18 protein-coding genes are annotated in these 23,677 nt (G+C 72.3%); 15 read left to right on the forward strand and 3 right to left on the reverse strand.

Annotation, left to right across the window (positions count from 1 at the left end; translation table 11 throughout):
* Positions 1-5: 5 nt before the first annotated feature.
* Together dinB and ABZ444_RS06275 are read left to right on the forward strand one after the other, a co-directional pair.
* Entirely contained in the window at positions 6-1,247 is a 1,242-nt protein-coding gene (gene dinB / locus ABZ444_RS06270) for a DNA polymerase IV (protein WP_357993419.1), read from the forward strand.
* A gap of 240 nt (positions 1,248-1,487) precedes the next feature.
* A complete protein-coding gene (locus ABZ444_RS06275; RefSeq protein WP_357993422.1) occupies positions 1,488-1,883 on the forward strand; it encodes a DUF3040 domain-containing protein in 396 nt (131 codons plus the stop codon).
* Between the two features lie 93 nt (positions 1,884-1,976).
* On the opposite strand, the gene ABZ444_RS06280 is transcribed toward ABZ444_RS06275, so the two are convergent.
* From ABZ444_RS06280 to ABZ444_RS06290, 3 genes are read right to left on the reverse strand one after another with little or no spacing between them, the layout of a single operon-like run.
* The gene (locus ABZ444_RS06280; RefSeq protein ID WP_357993425.1) at positions 1,977-4,403 is read right to left on the reverse strand and encodes a DUF3488 and transglutaminase-like domain-containing protein; all 2,427 of its coding nucleotides are present in this window, start codon (positions 4,401-4,403) and stop codon (positions 1,977-1,979) included.
* On the reverse strand, positions 4,400-5,662 hold the full coding sequence (locus ABZ444_RS06285; RefSeq protein WP_357993428.1) for a DUF58 domain-containing protein: 1,263 nt from the start codon (positions 5,660-5,662) through the stop codon (positions 4,400-4,402). The genes ABZ444_RS06280 and ABZ444_RS06285 overlap by 4 nt, the downstream gene beginning before the upstream one ends.
* On the reverse strand, positions 5,659-6,636 hold the full coding sequence (locus tag ABZ444_RS06290) for a MoxR family ATPase (protein WP_352326975.1): 978 nt from the start codon (positions 6,634-6,636) through the stop codon (positions 5,659-5,661). The genes ABZ444_RS06285 and ABZ444_RS06290 overlap by 4 nt, the downstream gene beginning before the upstream one ends.
* Positions 6,637-7,102: 466 nt before the next feature.
* Between ABZ444_RS06290 and mraZ the strand changes: the two genes are divergently transcribed.
* The 13 genes from mraZ (at position 7,103) to ftsZ (ending at position 23,585) form a co-directional block, all read left to right on the forward strand.
* Complete coding sequence (gene mraZ, locus ABZ444_RS06295; RefSeq protein WP_357993431.1) at positions 7,103-7,534, forward strand: division/cell wall cluster transcriptional repressor MraZ; 432 nt, start codon at positions 7,103-7,105, stop codon at positions 7,532-7,534.
* A 219-nt stretch (positions 7,535-7,753) separates the two neighbouring features.
* Complete coding sequence (gene rsmH / locus ABZ444_RS06300) at positions 7,754-8,719, forward strand: 16S rRNA (cytosine(1402)-N(4))-methyltransferase RsmH (protein WP_357993433.1); 966 nt, start codon at positions 7,754-7,756, stop codon at positions 8,717-8,719.
* Entirely contained in the window at positions 8,709-9,200 is a 492-nt protein-coding gene (locus ABZ444_RS06305) for a hypothetical protein (RefSeq protein ID WP_357993436.1), read from the forward strand. Before rsmH ends, ABZ444_RS06305 begins: the two co-directional genes overlap by 11 nt.
* Complete coding sequence (locus ABZ444_RS06310; RefSeq protein ID WP_357993439.1) at positions 9,197-11,812, forward strand: penicillin-binding transpeptidase domain-containing protein; 2,616 nt, start codon at positions 9,197-9,199, stop codon at positions 11,810-11,812. The genes ABZ444_RS06305 and ABZ444_RS06310 overlap by 4 nt, the downstream gene beginning before the upstream one ends.
* Positions 11,813-11,852: 40 nt before the next feature.
* Positions 11,853-13,385, forward strand: a complete 1,533-nt coding sequence (locus ABZ444_RS06315) for a UDP-N-acetylmuramoyl-L-alanyl-D-glutamate--2,6-diaminopimelate ligase (protein ID WP_357993951.1) — start codon at positions 11,853-11,855, stop codon at positions 13,383-13,385.
* Positions 13,382-14,812: a UDP-N-acetylmuramoyl-tripeptide--D-alanyl-D-alanine ligase gene (murF, locus tag ABZ444_RS06320; RefSeq protein ID WP_357993442.1), complete on the forward strand. Its 1,431-nt coding sequence runs from the start codon at positions 13,382-13,384 to the stop codon at positions 14,810-14,812. Before ABZ444_RS06315 ends, murF begins: the two co-directional genes overlap by 4 nt.
* Positions 14,809-15,867, forward strand: coding sequence for a phospho-N-acetylmuramoyl-pentapeptide-transferase (gene mraY / locus ABZ444_RS06325; RefSeq protein ID WP_357993445.1), 1,059 nt, complete (start codon positions 14,809-14,811; stop codon positions 15,865-15,867). Before murF ends, mraY begins: the two co-directional genes overlap by 4 nt.
* Positions 15,864-17,234 (forward strand): UDP-N-acetylmuramoyl-L-alanine--D-glutamate ligase, encoded by a 1,371-nt coding sequence (gene murD / locus ABZ444_RS06330; RefSeq protein WP_357993448.1) that lies wholly within the window; start codon positions 15,864-15,866, stop codon positions 17,232-17,234. The genes mraY and murD overlap by 4 nt, the downstream gene beginning before the upstream one ends.
* Positions 17,235-17,331: 97 nt before the next feature.
* On the forward strand, positions 17,332-18,537 hold the full coding sequence (gene ftsW / locus ABZ444_RS06335) for a putative lipid II flippase FtsW (protein ID WP_357993953.1): 1,206 nt from the start codon (positions 17,332-17,334) through the stop codon (positions 18,535-18,537).
* Between the two features lie 12 nt (positions 18,538-18,549).
* Positions 18,550-19,626 (forward strand): undecaprenyldiphospho-muramoylpentapeptide beta-N-acetylglucosaminyltransferase, encoded by a 1,077-nt coding sequence (gene murG / locus ABZ444_RS06340; protein ID WP_352358438.1) that lies wholly within the window; start codon positions 18,550-18,552, stop codon positions 19,624-19,626.
* Entirely contained in the window at positions 19,623-21,020 is a 1,398-nt protein-coding gene (gene murC, locus ABZ444_RS06345; RefSeq protein ID WP_357993451.1) for a UDP-N-acetylmuramate--L-alanine ligase, read from the forward strand. The genes murG and murC overlap by 4 nt, the downstream gene beginning before the upstream one ends.
* 73 nt (positions 21,021-21,093) lie before the next feature.
* Entirely contained in the window at positions 21,094-21,756 is a 663-nt protein-coding gene (locus tag ABZ444_RS06350) for an FtsQ-type POTRA domain-containing protein (protein ID WP_357993454.1), read from the forward strand.
* 335 nt (positions 21,757-22,091) lie between these two features.
* Positions 22,092-23,585: a cell division protein FtsZ gene (ftsZ, locus tag ABZ444_RS06355; protein ID WP_357993457.1), complete on the forward strand. Its 1,494-nt coding sequence runs from the start codon at positions 22,092-22,094 to the stop codon at positions 23,583-23,585.
* Positions 23,586-23,677 lie beyond the last annotated feature (92 nt).

The raw sequence follows: 23,677 nt of genomic DNA on the forward strand, positions 1-23,677 counted from the left end.
CAGGCGTGTCCCGCAAGCAGATCACAGGCATCGGCCCCGCGCCGCGGACCGGGGTCGATGACAGCGGCTGCCCGATTCTCCACGTCGACATGGACGCCTTCTTCGCCAGCGTCGAGCTGCTGGAGCGGCCGGAGCTGCGGGGCCGCCCGGTGATCGTCGGCTCGCCGGCCGGGCGCGGCGTCGTGCTCAGCGCCACCTACGAGGCCAGGGCGTTGGGCGTCCACTCGGCGATGCCGATGAGCAGGGCGCGCCGGTTGTGCCCGCAGGCCACGATCATCCCGCCCAGCCACGGCAAATACTCCGAGGTCTCCAGGGGCGTCATGGAGATCTTCCACTCGATCACCCCGCTGGTCGAGCCGATCGCCTCCGACGAGGCGTTCCTCGACGTCGGCGGCGCCCGGCGGCGGCTCGGCCCGCCCGCGGCGATCGCCGCCATGATCAGGGAGCAGGTCCTCGACCGCTACGGCATCACCTGCTCGGTGGGGGTGGCCTCCAGCAAATTCGTGGCAAAGCTGGCCTCCAAGCAGTGCAAGCCCGACGGGCTGCTGGTGGTGCCCGAAGGGCAGGTGGTCGACTTCCTCCACCCGCTGCCGGTCGCGGCGTTGTGGGGCGTGGGGGAGCGCACCGAGCAGTCCCTCGTACGGCTCGGCATCCGCACCGTCGGTGACCTGGCCAGGGTGCCCCTGAACACGCTCCAGCGCGAGCTCGGGCAGGCCGTCGGCGGCCACCTGGCGACGCTGGCCTGGGGTCGCGACGAGCGTCCGGTGACCGCGCACGTGCCCGACAAGAGCATCGGCAACGAGGAGACCTTCGCGGCCGACGTCGACGATCCCGAGGTGATCCGGCGCGAGCTGCTGCGCCTGGCCGAGCGCGTGGCGGCCCGGATGCGTAAGGGCGGACACGTGGGCAGAACTGTAAGTGTGAAGCTGCGCCGGGCCGATTTCACCACGATCACCCGGTCGCGCACCCTGCGGGAGCCGACCGACGTGGCCCAGGTGATCTACGCCACCGCCTGCGAGCTGTTCGAGGCCGCCGGTCTCCAGCGGGTGCGCCTGCGCCTGGTCGGGGTCCGGATGGAGAACCTCCGCCCGGCCGGCGAGGCCACCCACCAGCTCGGTCTGGGCGAGCGCGAGACCGGCTGGCGCGAGGCCGAACAGGCGATGGACAAGGCGATCCGGAGATTTGGCCCCGATGCGGTGCTCCCAGCGTCGCTGGTACGTGGCAAGCTTGATGAAATAGAGACATGACGCCCATGTCCTACTTGATCGGTCAGTCGGGTAGGAGAAGGATGTCGCGATTTTGGGGGAAGGGGTGCGAGATGGTCCACAATGGAGCCATGACGTCACCTCCGGTTTGGTCTGCGTTGGACGTTTGCTTTCGCCTACGTCTACAGCCTCGTATTCTGGGGATAACCGACCGCGAGGTTCGGACACCCCGTGTCGTCCGTTGCCGTCTTCCCCGTCCTGGGGCTGTCCTTGGGAGGCGCCGTGCCGCTCTCTGAGCACGAGCAGCGCTTGCTCGACCAGATCGAGCAGGCCCTCTACGCCGAGGACCCGAAGTGGGCCAACACCGTAAGGATCAGTGACCCGCGCAGCCATTACAAGCGTCGCCTGATCAAAGCCTCCATCGGCTTTGCCCTCGGCGTCGTGATCATGATGGTCGGCGTGGTCATGAGTCAGATCCCGCTCGGCGTCGGCGGTTTCGTGGTCATGCTCGCCGCGTGTCTGTGGGGTCTGTCCAGCTGGAAGCGCATGAACGGGTTCGGCGACTCGCCGCCGGCTCCGGGCGCGGGCGCTGTGGGCAGGCAGCCCCGGCGCGCCAATCGGGGCACCTTCATGGAGCGCATGGAAGAGCGCTGGCGCCGTCGTCACGACGAGCGCTGACCTCCTCCCCGGCGCCGAACTTCTCGCCATACGCGAACGTGCGGCCGTTCCCCTTCCGGGGAGCGACCGCACGCTCGGTCCTGGGCGGGCGGCTCAGGCGCCCTTGTGGGCCGCCGTCCGCCGCAGCCTGATGTTCTCCAGCAGGTCGAAGCCGTCCAGCAGGCGCTCGCCCAGCGCCCGCAGCCGCCGCAGCGTCGAGGGCGGCAGCAGCACCGCCCGCATCCGCCTCCCTCGCGACACCGTCGCCGCCAGGGCCTGCCGCACCTTGCGCAGGTCCTTCTTCATGGGCCCGATCGTGCCCGGGTCCCTGGCGAACAGCACCCGCTCGACCGTCGTCGCGATGGCCGTCATGGCGGCCGCCGACTCGGCGTCGAACTCGTACTGCCGGCTCAGCCGTCTGGCCAGCGCCCTCGGGGTCTCGCTGGCGCCGCGGGTCATGCCGTAGTCGCACAGCACGTCGTCCAGCTCGGCCCACACGGCCGCGACCGACGGGTGGTGTGCGGTCGCGATCCTGGCCGTCAGGTCGTCGGCCGGCTGGGAGACCTTCCAGCCCAGCGCGCGCACCCGCCGGTTCCTGGTGAGCAGCCGCAGCGCCGCCGGGACCAGCAGGAGCAGCAGCAGCGCGCCCGCGCCGAGGCCGATCTTGCCGATCAGCGGCATCGAGTCGTCCGGCGGCAGGCCGCCCGTGGCGATCAGGCCCTCACGGTCGAGCTCGCGCGGGTTGCGCCGGGTGGAGGGGTTGATCGGGTCGTCGGCGCCGGACTCGGTCGCGCCGCTGCTCGGCGAGGTGGACGGCGTCGTGGAAGGCGCCGGCGGGACCGTGTAGTCCGGCACCCGCGCGCTGCCCTGCCCCAGCGTCCCCGACGGCGTCGGCTCGAACGGCAGCCAGCCCACGCCCTCGAAGTACAGCTCGGGCCAGGAGTGCGAGTCGCCGGTCGTGACCGTCCAGTTGTCGCCGACCTTCGTGCCGCCGGTGTAGCCGATCGCCACCCGCGACGGGATGCCGACGATCCTGGCCAGCACCGCCATCGAGGCCGCGAACTGCTCGCAGTAGCCCGTACGGTCGCGCAGCAGGAAGTCCCGCAGCGCGGAGTTGCCGTGCCCCTGTGTCCGCAGGTCGTAGCGGAAGTCGCCGTCCTTGGTGAAGAACTGCTGGAGCTTCACCGCCGCCTCGTAGTTGGAGTTGGTCTGCGCGGTCAGCGAACGCGCCAGCCGGACGATCTCCGGCGGCAGGTTGTCCGGCAGCTTCAGGTACCGCCGGTCCACGCTCGGCTGGACGCCCTCCAGCGACTCCAGCAGCTCCGGCGTGGCGGCCGGCTCGCTGGTGGCGACCTCGTACTCCAGGCCGGCCGCCTCGTCGGGGATGGAGAAGACCATCAGCGTGCCCACGTCGGCGCGCCAGTCGCCGTCCACCCGGATCTGCCGCGGCGGGTACGGCAGCGGGAGGAACTGCAGCCGCTCGATCTCGTCGCTCATCCGGATCTTGGTGACGACGTTGCCGACCTTCGTGCTCGCGCTCAGCCCGGGAGGCGGCGGCAGCGGGCCGTTCTCCGTCCTGTTGTCCGGCGAGCCCTTCGGCTCGGTCATGCCGAACTGCTGGCCGTCGAAGGTGTCCAGCGCGTAGATCCGCAGGTACCTGGGCTTGTTGTCGTTGTTGCTGTAGGTGAGCACCACGCGCCGCTCGGGCAGTTCGAGCTGCCCGCGCAGGCTGGCGATCGGGCTCGCGATGCTGATCGAGTTGCCCTTGCCGCCGCCCCGGCCGCCCACGCCGAACTGGAAGAAGGAGACCGGCTCCATCACCGGCAGCGCCGCGGGCAGCAGCACGGCCAGCGCGATGGCGGCGAACCCGATGCGCTTGCCCGACAGCCGCAGGCCGCTGGTGTCGGCCCTGGCCCCGCCGGTGTCCGGACGCGGCCCGGTCGCCACCCTGGTCCGGCGGACGAGCACCGCCCGTCCCCAGTGGCCCACCCGCTCGCGCCCGTCGGCGACCAGCAGGCTGACGAAGCCGAGGGCGGCGATGATGAAGGCGGGCCAGCTGATCGGCTCGGCCAGGATCGTCGCCGGGACCGTGGCCAGCGCCAGCAGCGGCAGCCCGGCCAGCGCCGCCCGCCGCAGCCGCGCGGCCAGCAGGTCCACGGCGATCGCGATGACGCCCACGCCGCCCGCGGTCAGCAGCGTGATGCCGTCCGTGGACGGCACGGGCGCGGCGTAACGCTGGATGTCGGCCCAGCCGACCCCGATCAGCCGGCCCAGCTCCCACACCGACTCCTTGGTCGGGATCACCAGCGCCCACGCCTTGCCCGAGGCGAAGACCACGGTCAGGAAGATCCACAACGCGGCCAGCCCGGCCGGCGGCGCGGCCCAGGCGGGCAGCGACAGGCGGGAGCTGAGCAGCCCGGCGGCCATCACGGCCAGCACGGCGCCGAGCGACGTCCAGAACCAGGCGCCGCCCTGGAAGAGCGGATAGAGCAGGATCGCCGCGGCGAACGCGGCCACACCCGAGGCGGCCGTCAGCCTCATGCCGCACCTCCCGTGGGGTTGAGCGCGTACCTGCCGCGGTTGGCGGCGTCCGGCCAGACCGAGGCGATGGAGGTGCCGGCGGGCAGGCGGACGATCCGCCAGCCGTAACCGGCCAGGACGCCCTGCACGGCGTCGAAGTTCTCGTGCGAGCCCCGGCCGGCGCCCTCCCAGGTGCCGGCGTCGAGCAGGACCGCGACGCCGGTGACGCCGCTGTGCCGGAGTCTGGCCAGCTCCCTGGCCTCCTCGGGGTCGAGCGCGCCGAGCACGGCCACGATCAGGCCGTCGCCGCCGCCCTGGCGCAGGGCCGAGACGCCCATCTCCAGCGAGCGGGCCGAGCTGTGCCGCACCATGGCGAGCGTGTCCAGCAGCGAGTAGCTGAGCCCCTGGTCGGTCAGGTGCTCGGCGCCCTGGTCGGTCACCAGCCGCAGGCCCAGGCCCTCGTGGGCGAGGTGCACGCCGATCGAGGCCGCGGCCGAGACCGCCACCTCGAAGGAGGAGCGCGGGCCCTCGCCGCGGTGGGCGTGCCTGCGGGTGTCCAGCAGGAGCGCGCCGCGGCTCTGCCACTGCTGCTCCTCGCGGCGCACCATCAGCTCGCCGTACCGGGCGGTCGAGCGCCAGTGCACCCGGCGCAGGTCGTCGCCCTGCCGGTACTCGCGCGGCGCCACGTCGTCGTCGCCGGCCGCGGCCACGCTCCTGGTGCGGCTGTCGCCGCCGCCCGTCCACTCGCCCGACAGCCGTACGTGCGGTAACGCCACCACCTGCGGCGTCACCACGAGCGTGTCGCTGATCGTGAACGCCCGCGTCAGCTCCACCAGCCCGAACGGGTCGGTGATGCGCACCGACAGCGGCCCGATCGTGTACCTGCCGCGCAGGTCGGACCGGACCCGGTAGTCGATCTCACGCACCCCCTTGGACTCGACCCGGTCGAGCACGAACCGCGGCCGCACGCCCAGCGCGTACGGCACGGTGTCCTCGATCAGCAGCAGCCCGGTCGGCAGCCTGGTCACGTTCTCCAGGCGCAACGTCACCGTGGCCTCCCCGCCCACCTCCGCCCTGGGCGGGTCCAGCCTCCGCGCGCAGCTCAGCCGGTACCTGGTACGTGCCACCACCAGCGCGGCCAGCAGCGGCAGCGCCGTGACCAGCACGCCGATCCTGAACAGGTCGTTCTCGCCCAGGATCAGCGCCATCAGCAGCGCCGCGATCCCCGAGGCCAGGAACGACCTGCCGCGGGAGGTCAGCGCCCGCAGTCCGGCCCTCACGACGCTCGCGTCTCCGGCACCGGCACACGCCTGACCAGGTCGGTCACCACCTGCTCGGGCAGACGGCGCTGGCCCTGGGCCTCGACGCTGGGCAGCAGCCGGTGGGCCAGCACGGGCACGGCCAGGTCCTGCAGGTCGTCGGGGATGACGTAGTCGCGTCCGGCCAGCGCCGCGTGCGCCCTGGCCGCGCGGACGAGCTGCAGCGTGGACCGGGGGGAGGCGCCCAGCCGCAGGTCGGGGGAGTGGCGGGTGGCCACGACGAGGTCGATGGCGTACTTCTTGACCGGCTGCGAGACGTACACGCCGCGCACGGCCTCGATCAGGGCGCGCACCTCGGCGGTCGTGGCGACCGGCTCCAGCTTGTCCAGCGGCGAGGTGCTGCCGTGCACGTCGAGCATCTCCAGCTCGGCCGTCGGCTCCGGGTAGCCCATGGCGACCCTGGCGGTGAACCGGTCACGCTGGGCCTCGGGGAGGGGATAGGTGCCCTCCATCTCGATGGGGTTCTGGGTGGCGATCACCATGAAGGGGGCGTCCAGGGGGTACGTCACGCCGTCCACGGTGACCTGGTGCTCCTCCATGCACTCCAGCAACGCCGACTGTGTCTTGGGGGAGGCGCGGTTGATCTCGTCGCCCACCACGATGTTGGCGAACACCGGTCCGGGCTTGAACTCGAACTCACGCGTCTGCTGGTTGTAGGCGCTGACCCCGGTGATGTCACTGGGCAACAGGTCGGGCGTGAACTGCACGCGGCGCACCGGGCAGTCGATGGACCGCGCCAGCGCCTTGGCGAGCATCGTCTTGCCGACCCCCGGCACGTCCTCGATCAAAAGGTGGCCCTCGGCGAGCAGGACGGTCAGCGTGAGACGGACGGCGTCGCTCTTTCCCTCGATCACCGACTCGATGGCCTGCCGGATTCGGTGGGCGGTGGAGACCAGCTCGTCAAGCTGGGGAGGGACGTCATGGGTTAGTGCCACCAGGCCTCCATAGTGCGACGGCTGTCCCGCACGGTGCCATTACGGGAGCCATGCCATTCCTTTTCCATTGTCTGTACGACCCTACGACGCTGCGGGTTCTTGAGCGACATTTGTGGATATTCCAGGGAACCCCGCTGATGTTCCTGTTCTTGTCGCATAGCAGTGCGAATCCCGTGACACTGGCCCCCTCGGCCGCTCCACTTTCCGCCACCCCCGCCTTGGCGCCCGCCGCGACCCCCTATATCGCCGGTCTTTCGAACCCTCGACACGCCCATGAGGGTTGGCCCGCCCCCCGGCGCCCCCCACCTCCGCTCCACCCCGCTGACCTGCGGTAACGCAACGGAAACTGATGATGAAGACGGTTCGAATCAGTTGACGGTGGGGAGAAGTGGAGTATGGTGGTGCGCAGTGGAGGGCCCGGTGCGCCAGCGCTGAGCGCTTCGCTGAGGCACGGGAGGTGGCGCCGATGTTCCTCGGCACCCATCAACCGCGTCTTGACGACAAGGGACGGCTGTTCCTGCCGGCTAAGTACCGTGAGGAGCTGGCGGAGGGTCTTGTGATCACCAAAGGCCAGGAGCGATGCCTCTACGTCTTTCCAGTAGAGGAGTTCCAGCGCATAACCGAGGCTCTCAGCACCGCCCCGGTCACCGCCAAGGCGGTGCGTGACTACAGCCGCGTCTTCTTCGCCAGCGCGTCCGACGAGAAACCAGACAAGCAGGGACGCGTCACGATCCCGCAGAGCCTGCGCAAGTACGCCGGCCTGGAGCGTGACTGCGTCGTCATCGGGGCCAACACCCGGCTGGAGATCTGGGACTCGCAGGCTTGGGACACCTACCTCAACGCGCAGGAGCAGGCGTTCGCCGATCTGTCGGAGGAGGTGCTGCCAGGGATCTTGTAGTGACCACGGTCGATCCGTCGGTGATGTCGTTCGGCGAGGTCTCCACCCGCAACCACTGCCTGCCAACTGATGCACCTTCCCCGGTGTCAGAGGGCGGGCGTCCACGAAGAGGGTGCGGATGGGGACCTGGCCGGGCGGCGCCGGGTGGGGACCCGAGAATGACTGACGATTGATCGATACGCGTCATCCGCGAGCAGGACGCGAGAGGGGGGGTTGGAGATGGACGACAACGTAGGCACGGGCGGTCACGTTCCGGTGATGCTCGAGCGCGTACTGGAGCTGCTGGGCCCGGCGCTGTCGGGGCCGGAGCCGGTCGTCGTCGACGCCAACCTCGGGCTCGGCGGCCACTCCGAGGCCCTGCTCGCCGCCTTCCCCTCCCTGCACCTCATCGGGATCGACCGCGACCCGTTCGCGATCGACTTCTCCACCCGCAGGCTCGCCCCCTACGCCGGCCGCACCACCCTGGTCCACGCCTCCTCGGGCGACCTGGCCCAGATCATCGACGAGGCCGGGCATCCCGCGGTCCACGGCGTGCTGTTCGACCTCGGCGTCTCCTCACCGCAGCTCGACGAGGCCGAACGCGGCTTCGCCTACTCCTACGACGCCCCGCTCGACATGCGCATGGACACCGAGCAGGAGCTGACGGCCGAGCGGGTGGTCAACACCTACCCGGCCGGCGACCTGGCACGAATCCTGCGCGACTACGGCGAGGAACGTTTCGCGCCGAGGGTCGCGGGGCTTATCGTCAAGGAACGCGCCAAGGAGCCCATCACCTCCACCAAGAGACTCGCCGACATCGTGCGCGACGCGATCCCCGCGGCGACCAGGCGCACCGGCGGCAACCCCGCCAAGAGGACTTTCCAGGCGCTGCGCATCGAGGTCAACGCGGAGCTGTCCGCCCTGGAGGCGGCGCTGCCCGCGGCGCTCGACGCGCTGGCGCTGGGTGGGCGGGTCGTCGTGCTCTCCTACCACTCCCTTGAGGACCGGCTCACCAAGCAGGCCCTCACGGCGCGAACCAAGGACACCAGCCCGCCAGGGCTGCCTGTCCCGCTACCGGCACACCAGCCGAGGTTCCGCCTGCTGACGAGGGGAGCCGAGCTCCCCAGCGATGAAGAGCTCGCCCGCAACCCGCGGGCGGCCTCGGCCCGGCTACGGGCGGCAGAGAGGATCCGCGTTGACGATTGAGCAGGAGACCGGCCGGGTCGCGCCCGTCCGCCGCGCCATGCCCAAGCCGGGCACGCGCAGGCCGGGCGTCTCTCACCAGACCAAGCCGCGGCCTCGTCCTGACACCGGCGGCCGGCGGCCGGCCGACGCGCGTCCCGGCGAGAGCGCCGCGCCCGCGCGCCGTCCCGCCGCGCGGCGACCCTCGACCAAGCGGCAGCGGGCGCCGTTCGTGCTGCTCGTCGTCGGGTTGATGTGCGGCGGCCTGGTGAGCCTGCTGCTGCTCAACATCATGCTCAACCGCGACGCCATCACCGACGCCAAGCTGCGCGACGAGATCGCGGTGGCCCGGCAGGAGAAGGAAGCGCTCCAGCAGAAGCTCGACAGCAAGATGCAGCCCCAGAACCTCGCCGATCGTGCCGAGGCGCAGGGCGACCACCTGGACAAGAGCCTGCGGCCCTACAACGCGGGCGACCCGAGTGCTCAGGCGGTCCCGGAGCGGTGAGGGATTCAGGCGGCAGGGGACAGGGTCCCGGCCGCGGCGCCGGCGGCGCCGGCTCTCCCGGAGGGCCCGGCGCCGCTCGTCGTACGCCGGGCGGTCCGGGGCGGGCGGGGCGAGGGGGCTCTGCCCGTTCCGAGGGGGCGGGCCGCCCGTCGCCGCCGGACGACTCGTCGCGCAAGCGCCCGCCCGACCCGTTCGACCTGCCGTTCGACGACGACCTGAGGGGTCGCCGGCCCCAAGACCCCGGCGACGACGCGCGCGGCAGCGCCCGACGCGACTCCGCCGGCGGTTCCCGCGGCCGGCAGCGCCGCGACGACGGCGACCGGACGCGGCCCCGCGACGACTCCCGCGACGACTCCCGCGGCCGCGCCGCCTCCCAGGGGCGCGGCGACGACGACCGCCCGCGCGGGCGCACCTCGCAGAGCCGCGACGGTGACGACCGTCCGCGTGGCCGTGCTGCCCAGGGGCGGGACGAGAGCGACCGGGCGCGCGGGCGCGCGTCCCAGGGGCGCGACGACGGCGCCCGGGACAGGGCGCCGCAGGAGGGGCCGCGCCGTCGCGGCGACGGTCCCGGCCCCGACCAGGCCCGCGGCTCAAGAGCGGACCAGGGGCGCGGCTCGCGGCCCGACCCGGCGCGCGGCTCGCGGTCCGAGCAGGCGCGGCCCGGCTCAGGGCCGGGCCAGAGCCGGGGCTCCCGGCCCGATCAAGGGCGCGGTGCCAGGCCTGGCCAGACCCGCGGTCCGGCGTCCGGCCAGGCGCGCACCTCCGGGCTGGACCAGGCGCGCGGGCGTGAGCGCGGCATGTTGCGCCGGGGCGCGGACGTGCCGCCCCCCAGGGGCCCGCGCCGCCCGCCCACCCCGCCGCGCCCGCCGCGGCCCCCGCTGGTGCTGCGCCTGGGCAGCCCGCGCCGGCGCATCAACATCGGCCTGATCGGCATGACGTTCATCCTGTCGATCTTCGCCGGCCGGCTGATCCAGATGCAGGGCCTCGACTCCAAGGTCTACGAGGCCGCCGCCGTCGGCCAGCGCCAGCACGTCGAGGAGATCCCCGCCAAGCGCGGCACGATCACCGACGTCAACGGCAACGCGCTGGCCCGTACGTCGGAGGCCCGCGAGGTGTCCATCGACCCCTCCAAGGTCCCCGAGGCCGCCCGCGCCAACGTGGCCGCGATCCTGGCCAGGCAGCTCGGCAAGACCGTGGAGGAGATGACCGCCAAGCTGTCCAGGACCGGCAGCCGCTACCAGCTCCTGGCCAGAGACGTCGACCCGGTCGTGGCCACCCGCCTGCTGCAGGCCCGCGTGCCCGCGCTCAGCGCGAAGAAGACCTACCGCCGCGACTACCCGGCCGGCGACCTGGCCGGCAGCCTCATCGGCTTCGTCGGCGACGAGGGCAACGGCCTGGGCGGCATGGAGCAGGCCAGGAACACGATCCTGGCCGGCCGCGACGGCAAGCAGCGGGTCGAGACCGGCCGCGACGGCCTGCGCATCCCCATGACCAGCAGCGAGCGCACCGCGCCCGTCAACGGCCAGGACGTACGGCTCACCATCGACCGCGACATCCAGTGGGCCGCCCAGAAGACGGTCGCCGAGCAGGTACGCGAGTCGGGCGCGAGCAGCGGCGCGGTCATCGTCATGGACGTCAGGACCGCCCAGATCATCGCCATGGCCAACGCGCCCGAGCTCGACCTGGGCAACTGGCGCAGGGCCCCCGCGTCCTCCTACGTCAACAAGGCCGCCGCGGACGTGTTCGAGCCCGGCAGCACCAACAAGGTGATCACCGCCGCCGCCGCGCTGGAGGCCAAGGAGGTCACCCCCGACACGGTGTTCCAGGTGCCCGACAACATCAGGTGCGCCGACCGGGTGCTGCGCGACGCCCACGCCCACAAGCCCGAGGCGATGACCTTCCGGCAGGCCATGGCCCAGTCCAGCAACGTCGCCACGATCATGGCCGCCCGCAAGGTCGGCAGCGAGCGCCTGTACGCGATGCTCAGGGCGTTCGGGTTCGGCACCACCCCGGCGGGCGGCGTGCCCAACGCCGAGGCGGGCCTGCTGCCCAACTACAAGAACTGGTCGGGCAGCCAGAGCTGCACGGTCGCCTACGGACAGGGCGTGTCGGTGACCGCCCTGCAGACGGCCAGCGTCTACCAGACCATCGCCAACGGCGGCGTCCGCGTCGATCCGCAGATCGTGGCGGGCACCACCGACGCGTCCGGCAGGTTCGTCCCGGCTCCCGCGGGCAGGCAGACCAGAGTGGTGAGCGAGACGACGGCCAAGGAGATCACGACGATGCTGGAGACCGCGGTGAGCGCCGAGGGCACCGGCGCGCTGGCCGCCATCCCCGGCTACCGGGTGGCGGGCAAGACCGGCACGGCCGACCGCTACGACGCCGAGCTGGGCCGCTACGACGGTTACACGGCCTCCTTCGTCGGGTTCGCGCCCGCCGACGCGCCCCGGCTGGTGGTGCTCTCGGTGCTCCAGAACCCCAAGAACGGCCATTTCGGCGGCCAGCTCGCGGCCCCCGTCTTCAAGGATGTGATGACGTTCGCCATCAAGAGCAGGAAGATTCCTCCCACAGGCTCGGACGCGCCGCCGGTGCGTACGCGCGCGGGACAGTGAGCAGGGAAGGTACGCTCTCGCCGTGCGTCCCCCGTCGTCTATGCGTCCCAAGACCAGCCCGCCCCGTCCGCTGACCGGGCTCGCGACCATGCTCGACGCCGATTCCGGCACGTCGAGGTCGCCCCATGCCGCCCTGACCGGCGTCACCATCGATTCCCGCGCCGTGCAGCGCGGCGATCTCTACGTGGCGCTGCCGGGCAACCGCGTGCACGGCGCGACCTTCGCCGCCGAGGCGATGGCGCGCGGAGCCGTGGCCGTCCTCACCGACCCGGCAGGGCGGGAGGCCGCCGTGGCCACCGGCCTGCCGGTGCTGATCGTGCCCGACCCGCGCGCGCTGCTCGGGCAGGTCTCCTCCTGGGTCTACGGCCAGCCGGCCCACGACGTCCAGGTGATCGGGGTGACCGGCACGAGCGGAAAGTCCACCACCACCTTCATGGTGGAGGCCGGCCTCCGGGCGGCCGGCCACACGACGGGCCTGGTCGGCGGCGTCGAGATCGCCGCCGGAGACCTCCGCTTCGAGCCCACGCTGACCACGCCGGAGGCCCCGCAGCTGCACGCCCTGTTCGCGCTGATGCGCGAGCAGGGGGTCACCGCGGCCACCATGGAGGTCTCCAGCCACGCGCTGGCGCTCGGCCGGGTCGACGGCATCTTCTACGACGTCGCGCTGTTCACCAACCTCTCCCAGGACCACCTCGACTTCCACAAGGACTTCGAGGACTACTACGCCACCAAGGTCAGGCTGTTCCAGCCCGAGCTGAGCCGCGTCGGCGTGACCAACATCGACGACCCGCACGGCCGGGAGCTGCTGCACCGGGCCAAGGTGCCGATGACCACGTTCTCGGCGCTCGGCGACCCGGAGGCGGAGTGGCGGGCGCTGGAGGTCCGGCTCGGCGCCGACGGCAGCGCGTTCCGGGTGGCCGGCCCCGGCGGGGTCGAGGCCGACGCGCAGATCTCGCTGCCCGGCCCCTTCAACGTCGCCAACGCGCTCGGCGCGATCGTCTGCCTGGTGGAGTCGGGGGTGCCGCTCCAGACCGCCGTGCACGGCGTGGGCAGCCTCACCGGGGTGCCCGGGCGCATGCAGCGCATCACCTCCGCCGAGGAGGAGTTCCAGGCGCTCGTGGACTACTCCCACAAGCCGGGCGCCGTGGAGTCGGTGCTGCGCTCGCTGCGGGAGGTGACCGCGGGCACGCTGACGATCGTCCTGGGTTGCGGCGGCGACCGCGACACCGGCAAACGCCCGCTCATGGGCGAGATCGCCGCCCGGCTGGCCGATGTGGCGATTTTCACCAACGACAACCCGCGCTCGGAGGATCCGCTCGCCATCCTGGCCGCGATGATGGAGGGAGCGCTCGGCGTTCCGCCCCGCGACCGCGCCCATGTGATCATTGAGCCCGACCGCGCGGCCGCGATCGACCTGGCCGTCGGCCGGGCCGGCCGCGGCGACGTGATCGTCGTCGCGGGCAAGGGTCACGAGCAGGGCCAGTACGTCTCAGGCGAAGTGATCCCGTTCGACGACCGCGAGGTGGTCGCCGAAGCGATCGACGCACGCAAGGAAAGCAGGAAGCACCGATGATCCCGTTGCCGCTGGCCAGGATCGCCGAGATAACCTCGGGCGCCCTGTCGGGCATGGCAGACCCCCGCGCCGTGGTGCGCGGGCCCGTAGTGATCGACTCACGCGCGGTGGAGCCGGGATCGCTGTTCGTCGCCTTCGCCGGCGAGCGGGTCGACGGCCACGACTACGCCGCGCAGGCGATCCGGGCCGGCGCGGTCGCCGTCCTGGCCTCCAGGCCGGTCGACGCGCCGGCGGTGATCGTCCCCGACGCCGCGGTCGCGCTGGCCGAGCTGGCCGCCGCGCAGACCGCCGCGCTGCCGCAGGCCACCGTGATCGGCGTGACCGGCTCGGCGGGCAAGACCAGCACCAAGGACCTGCTGGCCAGGCTGGCCGGCCGGATGGGCCCGACCATCGCGCCCGTGGGCAGCTTCAACAACGAGCTCGGCCATCCGCTGACCGTGCTGCGCGCCGACGTCGACACCCGGTTCATGGTGCTCGAACTGGCCGCCCGCAACATCGGTCACATCAAGGACCTCACCCGCATCGCGCCGCCCACGATCGGCGTGGTGCTCAACGTCGGCACCGCGCACCTCGGCGTGTTCGGCGGCAAGGAGGCCATCGCCAAGGCCAAGGGCGAGCTGGTGGAGGCGCTGCCCCGCACCGGGGTGGCGGTGCTCAACGCCGACGACCCGCTGGTGTCGCAGATGGCCTCGCGCACCGACGCGCGGGTGACGTACTTCGGGCGCGGCGAGGGCGCGGCCATCAGGGCCGAACAGGAGACGGTCGACGGGCGCGGGCGGGCCTCGTTCACGTTGCGCACCCCGTCCGGGGCCGCGCCGGTCACGCTCCAGCTCTACGGCGCGCACGCCGTGGAGAACGCCCTGGCCGCCGCGGCCGCGGCCTACGAGCTCGGCCTGCCGGTCGCCACGATCGCCGAGGAGCTGTCGGAGGCCACGCCGCGCAGCCGCTGGCGCATGGAGGTCACCGACCGGCCCGACGGCGTCACGGTGGTCAACGACGCCTACAACGCCAACCCCGACTCGATGCGGGCCGCGTTCGACATGTTCGGCGTGATGGGGCAGGAGCGGCGGCGGTTCGCGGTCATCGCGGCGCTGCGCGAGCTGGGCGAGGAGAGCGCGGCGCTCAACGCCGAGCTGGGGCGGCTGGCGGGCGGTTCCGGGCTGACCGGCCTGGTCGTCGTCGGCCCCGACGCGGGCCCGGTGCTGGAGGGCGCGAACGCGGCGGCCTCGGCCGCCGCGGGACCGCCAGGTGGCGGAGGGCCATATGCTCCCCAGATGACCCGGATCGTACACGTCCCTGATGCCGAGGCAGCGGCGGCCGCACTGGCCGGCCTGCTGCGCCCCGGCGACGCGGTGCTCGTCAAGGGCCCCCGCGCGATGGGCCTGGAACGCACGGCGGAGCTCCTTCTCGGAGGTGCCGCTCAGTGATCAACATCGTCATCGCCGGCGCGGTGGGCCTGGTCCTGTCGATGCTGGGGACCCCCTTGGCGATCAGGCTGTTCTCGCGGCGCGGCTACGGCCAGGAGATCCGCGAGGAGGGTGTCCAGGCCCACCTGGGCAAGCGTGGCACCCCCACCATGGGCGGCATCGTCTTCGTGCTGGCCGCGCTGCTCGCCTACGGCGGCTCCCACCTGGCCACGCTGTCGCCGCCGACGGTGTCGGGCATGCTCGTGCTGTTCCTGATGACCGGCCTCGGCGCGGTCGGCTTCCTCGACGACTTCATCAAGATCTACAAGCAGCGCAGCCTGGGCCTGCGCAGCGGCGCCAAGGCCCTCGGCCAGCTCGTCGTCGGCGCCGTGTTCGCCGTGCTGATCACCCGCCAGCCCAACGTCTACGGCATCACCCCCGCCGAGACCCGGCTGTCGTTCCTGCGCGACATCGGCCCCTCGATCGGCATCGTCGGCTTCACCATCTGGGTGCTGTTCATGATCGTCGGGTTCTCCAACGCCGTGAACCTCACCGACGGCCTCGACGGCCTGGCCAGCGGCGCGACCGGCGTCGTGCTCGGCGCGTACGTGCTGATCGGCAACTGGCAGCTCCGCAACAACTGCATCGACCAGCTCGGGCCCAACTGTTACTGGGTGCGCGACCCGCTCGACCTGTCGGTGGTGGCCGCGGCCGTGCTGGGGGCGCTGGTCGGGTTCCTGTGGTGGAACGCCCCGCCGGCGAAGATCTTCATGGGCGACACCGGCTCGCTGGCCCTGGGCGGCGTGCTGGCCGGGCTGGCCATCGCCACCCGTACGCAGCTCCTGCTGATCATCCTGGCCGGGCTGTGCGTGATCATCACGGCGTCCGTCATGATCCAGGTCGGGTTCTTCAAGATGACCGGTAAACGGGTGTTCAGGATGGCGCCGCTGCAGCACCACTTCGAGCTGAAGGGCTGGGCCGAGACCACGATCGTGGTGCGGTTCTGGCTGATCGCCGGGCTCTGCGCGGCGCTCGGGCTCGGGCTGTTCTACGTCGAGTGGATGCCCAAGCCATGACGTTCACGTGCGTGGCCGGGCTCGGCGTCTCCGGCACCGCGGTGGCCAGGGCGCTGGCCGAACGCGGCGAGCGGGTCGTGGTCGTGGAGGCCGTGGAGGGTGAGCGGCAGCTCGCCGCCGCGGCCGAGCTGGCCCGTGCCGGGGTCGAGACCAGGTTCGGCGAGATGGTGCTGCCCGAGGGCGCGACCAGGCTCGTCACCACCGGCTGGGCCCCGCACCACCCGCTGGTCGCCGCCGCGCTGGCGGCCGGCGTCGAGGTCGTCGGCGAGGTGGAGCTGGCCTGGCGGCTGCGCCCGCCGCACGCGGCCCCCTGGCTCGCGCTGACCGGCACCAACGGCAAGACCACGGCCGTGCGCATGCTCACCTCGATCCTCCAGGCCGCCGGGCTCGACGCCCTGGCCGTGGGGAACGTGGGCGTCCCGGTCGTCCGCGCCGTCGCCGAGCCGTACGACGCCCTGGCCGTCGAGCTGTCCAGCTTCCAGCTCCACTGGTCCAGCACCCTGGCCCCGCACGCCGCGGCGATCCTGAACATCGCCCCCGACCACCTCGACTGGCACGGCTCCATGGCCGAGTACGCCGCCGCCAAGGGCCGCATCTACGAACGCGCCGGCACCGTGATCTACAACGCCGACGACCCCGAGTGCGCCCGCCTGGCCGAGCCCTACGAGGGCGCCGTCGGCTTCACGCTGCGGGCGCCGCGCAGCGGCCAGCTCGGCGTGGTCGAAGACCTGCTGGTCGACCGGGCGTTCGTGGCCGACCCGGTCGAGGCGGCCGAAGAGCTGGCCACGTTCGCCGACATCCGGCCCCTGGCCCCCCACAACGTGGCCAACGCCCTGGCCGCCGCCGCCCTGGCCCGTTCGCTCGGCGTGCCGTCCGAGGCCGTACGGCTGGGCCTGCGCGCCTTCAGGCCCGACCCCCACCGCCTGTCCCACGTCGACCGGGTCGGCGACGTCGACTACGTCGACGACTCCAAGGCCACCAACCCGCACGCCGCCGCGGCCGCGCTGAGCGCCTACCCGTCGATCGTGTGGGTGGCGGGCGGTCAGCTCAAGGGCGCCGACGTCGACGACCTGGTCCGCCGGGCCGCGCCCCGGCTGCGCGGCGCGGTGCTGCTGGGCGCCGACCGCGCGGCGATCGCCGAAGCACTCGCGCGACACGCGCCGAATGTCCCCGTCGTGGACATCCCGGGCCAAGACACTGGTGTGATGGACACCGTCGTCACCGAAGCCGCGCGCCTGGCCTCGCCCGGGGACACCGTGCTGCTCTCCCCCGCGGCCGCCTCGCTCGACATGTTCCCCGGCTACCCGGCACGAGGGGAGGCCTTCGCGCGTGCCGTCCACGAGCTGAGGCGGCGGCGTGAGCAGTAGCACCGGCACCACCGGCGCCCGTCCGGCCGCGGACAAGCCCAAGACGCAGTCGAAGGCCCAGGAGGGCCCGGCGAGCTGGGTCCGCGAGCAGCGCGCCGTGCTGAAGGAGCTGCTCGACAAGCCGCTGACGACCTATTACCTGATCATCATGTGCAGCGCGCTGCTGCTCGCGCTCGGGCTCATGATGGTGCTGTCGGCCTCCGCGATCGAGGCCCAGCAGAAGACCGGCAACCCGTTCTCGTGGTTCATCAAGCAGTCGCTGTCGGCCGGAGTCGGCGTGCCCGTGATGTACGCCTGCTCGCGCCTGCCGCCGAAGTTCTTCCGCTGGGCGGGCTACCCGCTCATGGCGCTGGCGGTGCTGGCGCTGGTCATGGTGCTGTTCATCGGCGAGTCCGAGCTGGGCGCGCAGCGGTGGATCTACCTCGGCCCGTTCACCCTTCAGCCGTCCGAGCCGGCCAAGCTGGCGCTCGTCCTGTGGGGGGCCGACCTGCTGGCCAGGCGGGCCAGGCAGGGCCGGATCGAGTGGCGGCAGATGCTGATCCCGCTCATGCCCGGCACCGCGATCCTGGTCGTCATGGTCCTGCTCGGCCGCGACCTCGGCACCACCCTCGTGCTCTTCATGATCTTCCTGGCGCTGCTGTGGGTGGTGGGGGCGCCGGTCAAGCTGTTCGGCGGCATCCTGGCGCTGGCGGTGCTGGCCGCGGTCATCATGATCAAGGTGGAGCCGTACCGGATGGCGCGCATCGGGGCCTTCCTCGACCCGTGGGCCGACGCCCAGGGCGCCGGCTACCAGGCCGTGCAGGGGCAGATCGCGATGGGCTCGGGCGGCTGGTTCGGCCTCGGGCTCGGCAGCAGCCGCCAGAAGTGGAGCTGGCTGCCGCACGGCGAGAGCGACTTCATCTTCGCCATCCTCGGCGAGGAGCTGGGGCTGATGGGCACGCTGATGGTGGTGGCGCTGTTCGGCCTGCTCGGCTACGCGGGGCTGCGGGTCGCGGTCCGGGTCAACGACGGCTTCGTCCGCCTGGCCGCGGCCGCCATGGTGGCCTGGATCGTCGGGCAGGCCACCGTCAACATGGGCGCCGTGCTCGGCGTCCTGCCCATCACCGGCATCCCGCTGCCGCTGGTCTCCTACGGCGGATCGTCCCTGCTCCCCACGCTCGCGGCGCTGGGCATCCTGCTGTCGTTCGCCAAGCGCGAGCCCGGCGCGCGCGAAGCCTTGGCCGCGCGTGGCCCCGGACCCGCCGCACGGGGCCTAAGCTGGCTTGGCCTGGGGGGTACGTCCAGAGGCCGAGTGAGACGTTAGGGAGTGACCGAGATGAGGGTGGTCCTCGCCGGTGGGGGGACGGCCGGGCACATCGAGCCCGCGCTCGCCCTTGCGGACGCGCTGCGCCATCTTGACCGGAGCGTCGGCATCACCTGCGTGGGCACCGAGCGCGGCCTGGAGACGCGGCTCGTGCCCGCCAGGGGCTACGACCTCGAGCTGGTGCCGGCCGTGCCGCTGCCCAGGGCGATCACCCCGAGCCTGCTGACCGTGCCGGGCCGGCTGGCCGGGGCGATCAACGCCGTGTCGGGCGTCCTCGACCGGGTCGGCGCCGACATCCTGGTCGGTTTCGGCGGCTACGTCGCCACGCCCGCCTACCTGGCGGCCAAGCGCAAGGGCCTGCCGATCGTCGTCCACGAGGCCAATCCCCGTCCCGGCCTGGCCAACCGGCTGGGCGCCCGGCTGACCGACCACGTCTTCACCGGCTTCCCCGACGCCGCGCTGCCCAAGGCCGAGTTCATCGGCACCCCGTTGCGCCGCGAGATCGTCACGCTCGACCGGCTGTCCACGGGGGACAAGGCGCGCTCCTGGTTCGGGCTGGAGAACGACCGGCCCACGCTGCTGGTGTTCGGCGGCTCGCAGGGCGCCAGGTCGCTCAACCAGGCCGCGCTGGCCGCCGCGCCGGTGTTGCGCCGGGCCGGCATCCAGGTGCTCCACGTGCTCGGCCTGAACAACACCGTCGAGCACGAGCCGCCGCCCGGCGACCCCCAGTACGTGCTGCTGCCCTACGTCGACCGCATGGACCTCGCCTACGCCGCCGCCGACGTCGCGCTGTGCCGCAGCGGGGCCCTGACCTGCGCCGAGCTGACGGCCGTCGGGCTGCCGGCCGCGTACGTGCCGCTGCCGCACGGCAACGGCGAGCAGACCGTCAACGCCGAGCGCGTCGTGCGCGGCGGCGGCGGCCTGATGGTCGACGACTCCGACCTGTCACCCGATTGGATCATCCAGAACGTGCTGCCCATGCTCCACGACCCCGAACGGGTCGCCGTCATGTCGGAGGCCGCCTCCCGGCTGGGGCGCAAGGACGCCGATATCATGCTTGCCAGGAAAGTGTTGGAGATAGCCCGATGAGTCTCGTCAAGCTGGTCGATCCCGTAGCCGTCGAAGACCTCGGCCGCGTGCACTTCATCGGCATCGGCGGCGCGGGCATGTCGGGCATCGCCCGTATCCTGCTCAAGCGCGGCGTCCGCGTCACCGGAAGCGACGCGCGCAGCTCCGAGCTGGTGACCGAGCTGCGCGAGCTGGGCGCGACCGTGCACATCGGGCACGCCGCCTCCCACATCAGAGACGTCGACACCGTCGTCGTCTCCACCGCCATCCGCGACTCCAACCCCGAGCTGGGCGAGGCGCTCAAGCAGGGGCTGCGGATCATCCCGCGGGCCGCCGCGCTGGCCTCGGTGATGGCCGGCCGCACCGGTGTGGCCATCGCCGGCACCCACGGCAAGACCACCACCACCTCCATGCTGACCGTGGCGCTGCAGAAGTGCGGCGCCGAGCCGTCCTACTGCGTGGGCGGCCAGCTCGTCACCACCGGGCTGGGCGCCGACGAGGGCACGGGCCGGGTGTTCGTGGCCGAGGCCGACGAGAGCGACGGCTCCTTCCTCATGCTGGCCCCCGACATCGCCGTGGTGACCAACGTCGAGGCCGACCACCTCGACAACTACGGCGACCCGCGCGCGGTGCACGACAGCTTCGCCCGCTTCGCCGACCGGGTGGGCTCGCTGCTCATCGTCTGCGCCGACGATCCGGGCGCCGCCGAGCTGGTCGGGCGGGCGCGCGAGCGCGGGCTGCGGGTCAGGACCTACGGCGAGCGGGGCGAGGACTACCGGGTGACCGGCGTGCGTCCCGACGGCTTCGGCACGGTGTTCTCCATCGAGGGCAGGGGAGACGTGCGGCTGGCCGTCCCCGGGGCGCACAACGCCCTCAACGCCACCGCCGCCATCGCCGTGGCCGACGAGCTGGGGCTGGCGTTCGAGGACATCAGAGACGGCCTGGCGGCCTTCACGGGGGCCAAGCGGCGCTTCGAGGCCAAGGGCGAGGCGGGCGGCGTCGCGGTGTTCGACAGCTACGCCCACCACCCGACCGAGCTGGCCGCCGACCTGCGGGCCGCGCGCGACGTGGTGGCCTCCTACTCGGGCACCGGCCGGGTCATCGCGATCTTCCAGCCCCACCTGTACTCGCGCACCCGCTTCTTCGCCGACGAGTTCGGCGCCGCGCTCGCGCTGGCCGACGAGGTCATCGTGCTCGACGTCTACGGCGCGCGGGAGGATCCCGAGCCGGGCGTGTCCGGCGCGATGGTGGCCGGGCGTGTGCCGCTGCCCGCCGAGCGGGTGGCCTACGCCCCCGACCGGGCGGCGGTGCCCGACCTGGTGGCCGGGCGGGCGCGTCCGGGTGACATCGTGCTCACGATGGGGGCGGGCGACGTGACCGAGCTCGGGCCGCAGCTCGTGGCGCGCCTGTCCTGAGCCGTACGGGCGTGGCGGGCGGGCGCCGGGCGGCCCGGCGGCGTACGTTCGAGGCCGGCGTACGAGGAGGGCGATGAAGGCGCGTAACGCGTTCCTGGTGCTGTTGACGGCGGGGGTGGTCGGCTCGGCCGCCTGGCTGGTGTTCTTCTCGCCGGTGCTGGGCGTGCGGTCGATCGAGATCGTGGGAAATCTCACAGTCACCAGCGAGCACATCAAGCAGCAGGCCGCCGTGCCCGACCTGCATCCGCTGGCCACGGTCGACCTGGCCGACGTCCAGGCGCGCGTGCTCGGCATCCGGCAGCTCGCGACGGCGAGGGTCGACCGGGTGTGGCCGGGCACGCTCAAGATCGAGGTGGTCGAGCGCGAGCCGGTCGCGGTGATCCCCGCGGGCGGCCGGTTCGCGGTGATCGACAAGCAGGGCGTGGTGATCGAGGTCAAGGACACGTCGCCGTTCATGCTGCCGTTGCTCAAGGTCGACCGGCCGGCCGCGGGCGACCCGGCCACCATGGCGGCGCTCCAGGTCGTCCAGGCGTTGCCGCCCGTGGTGGCGGGCAAGGTCCGGCAGGTTCGCGCCGCCTCGGCCGAGGGCGTGACGCTGGAGCTGTCCGACGGCCGTACCGTCCTGTGGGGCGGGGCCGACAGGGCGGAGGAGAAAGGCCGCATCCTGGTCTCGCTCCTGGGCCGCAAGGCCACCCTGTACGACGTCAGCTCTCCCGACGTCGTCACCTTGAAGTGATCACGAGTGTCAGGGTCTGGCAACTCCGTGGCAAGGGCATCGCGTGCCTGTGCGAGGTGGGGGTCGCGGCGTGAGAGCCTGTAGATCGGAGCTTCGGCAGAGGAAGGCCCCGACCAGGCGCGACTTCGGAGCGAATCGGACAGCCCGCGACACGCCGGACGTGCTTGCGGCGCGGTTAGTTGACCCGCCTGGTAGGGGCCTCCTACTGTCCGTATCAATCCTCAGGTTGACATAAATCTAAATCTCAACCTGAGGTTGAGAGTTACGAAAACTGAGAAAAAGCGGAGACGATCCGCACCGAAATGGCAAGTCAACGAGCGGAAAGGCCCCTCGTCGTGGCAGCACCGCAGAACTACCTCGCGGTCATCAAGGTCGTCGGCATTGGCGGCGGCGGAGTGAACGCCGTCAACCGGATGATCGAGGAGGGACTCAAGGGCGTCGAGTTCATCGCCATAAACACCGACGCCCAGGCGCTGCTGATGAGTGACGCCGATGTGAAACTCGACGTGGGCCGCGAGCTCACGCGCGGACTGGGCGCCGGAGCCAACCCCGACGTGGGGCGCAAGGCGGCCGAAGACCACCGTGAGGAGATCGAGGAGGTCCTCAAGGGGGCCGACATGGTCTTCGTCACGGCCGGCGAGGGCGGTGGCACGGGCACCGGCGGCGCGCCGGTCGTGGCCAACATCGCCCGGTCGCTCGGCGCGCTGACGATCGGCGTGGTGACCCGGCCCTTCAGCTTCGAGGGGCGGCGTCGCGCCTCGCAGGCCGAGGCCGGCATAGAGACGCTGCGCGACGAGGTCGACACCCTCATCGTGATCCCCAACGACCGGCTGCTGTCGATCTCCGACCGGCAGGTGAGCGTGCTCGACGCGTTCAAGGCGGCCGACCAGGTGCTGCTGTCCGGTGTCCAGGGCATCACCGACCTGATCACCACGCCCGGCCTGATCAACCTCGACTTCGCCGACGTCAAGTCGGTCATGTCGGGTGCGGGCTCGGCGCTCATGGGCATCGGACACGCACGCGGCGACGACCGGTCGGTCGCCGCCGCCGAGATGGCGGTCTCCAGCCCGCTGCTGGAGGCGAGCATCGACGGCGCCCACGGCGTGCTGCTGTCGATCGCGGGCGGCTCCGACCTCGGCCTGTTCGAGATCAACGAGGCGGCCCAGCTCGTGTCGATGGCCGCCGCGCCCGACGCCAACATCATCTTCGGCACGGTCATCGACGACGCCCTCGGCGACGAGGTGCGGGTCACCGTGATCGCGGCGGGCTTCGACGACGTGCCGCCGCCGGTCGAGAAGCCGCTGCCGAGGCCCGCGGCCCGGCCTGCCGCGCAGCCCGCCGCGCCGGTGTCGTCCTCGGTCCTGCGGCCCGGCGTCCCGGCTTCGCCCAGCGTGAAGTCCGAGCCGCCCGCGCCGCGCCCTGAGCCGAGGCCCGAGCCGCGTGCCGAGCTCCGGTCGGAGCCGCGCCAGGAGTTCAGGCCGGAGCCTCGCCAGGAGTTCCGTCCCGAGCCCCGGCAGGAGTTCCGTCCCGAGCCGCGCCCCGAGCCGCGCCCGGAGCCGCGCGAGTTCAGGCCGGAGCCGCGTCCTGAGCCTCGCCCGGAGCCGCGTCCCGAGCCGGTGCGCCCGGTGGAGTCGGTCCAGCCCGCCGAGCCCGTCGCCGCCCTCGGCGACGACGAGCCGCAGGCCCCCGTCTCCATCCCGAGGCCCACGCCCGAACCGGCCAACCCGCCCACGCCCATCACCTCCCGCATGTCGGAGCCTCCCAAACGTCCTCGGGTGATCTTCGAGGAGCAGGAGGAAGAGCTCGACGTCCCCGACTTCCTCAAGTAGCTCACCACCCACCGCCGCTCCCCGCAGGCATACGGGAGCGGCGCCGTCGTGTGTGCCGGGAACCGACCCGCGGCACGGAAAGGGGGCCATCG

It is taken from the genome of Nonomuraea sp. NPDC005730, assembly GCF_040630865.1.
Taxonomy (GTDB): Bacteria; Actinomycetota; Actinomycetes; order Streptosporangiales; family Streptosporangiaceae; genus Nonomuraea.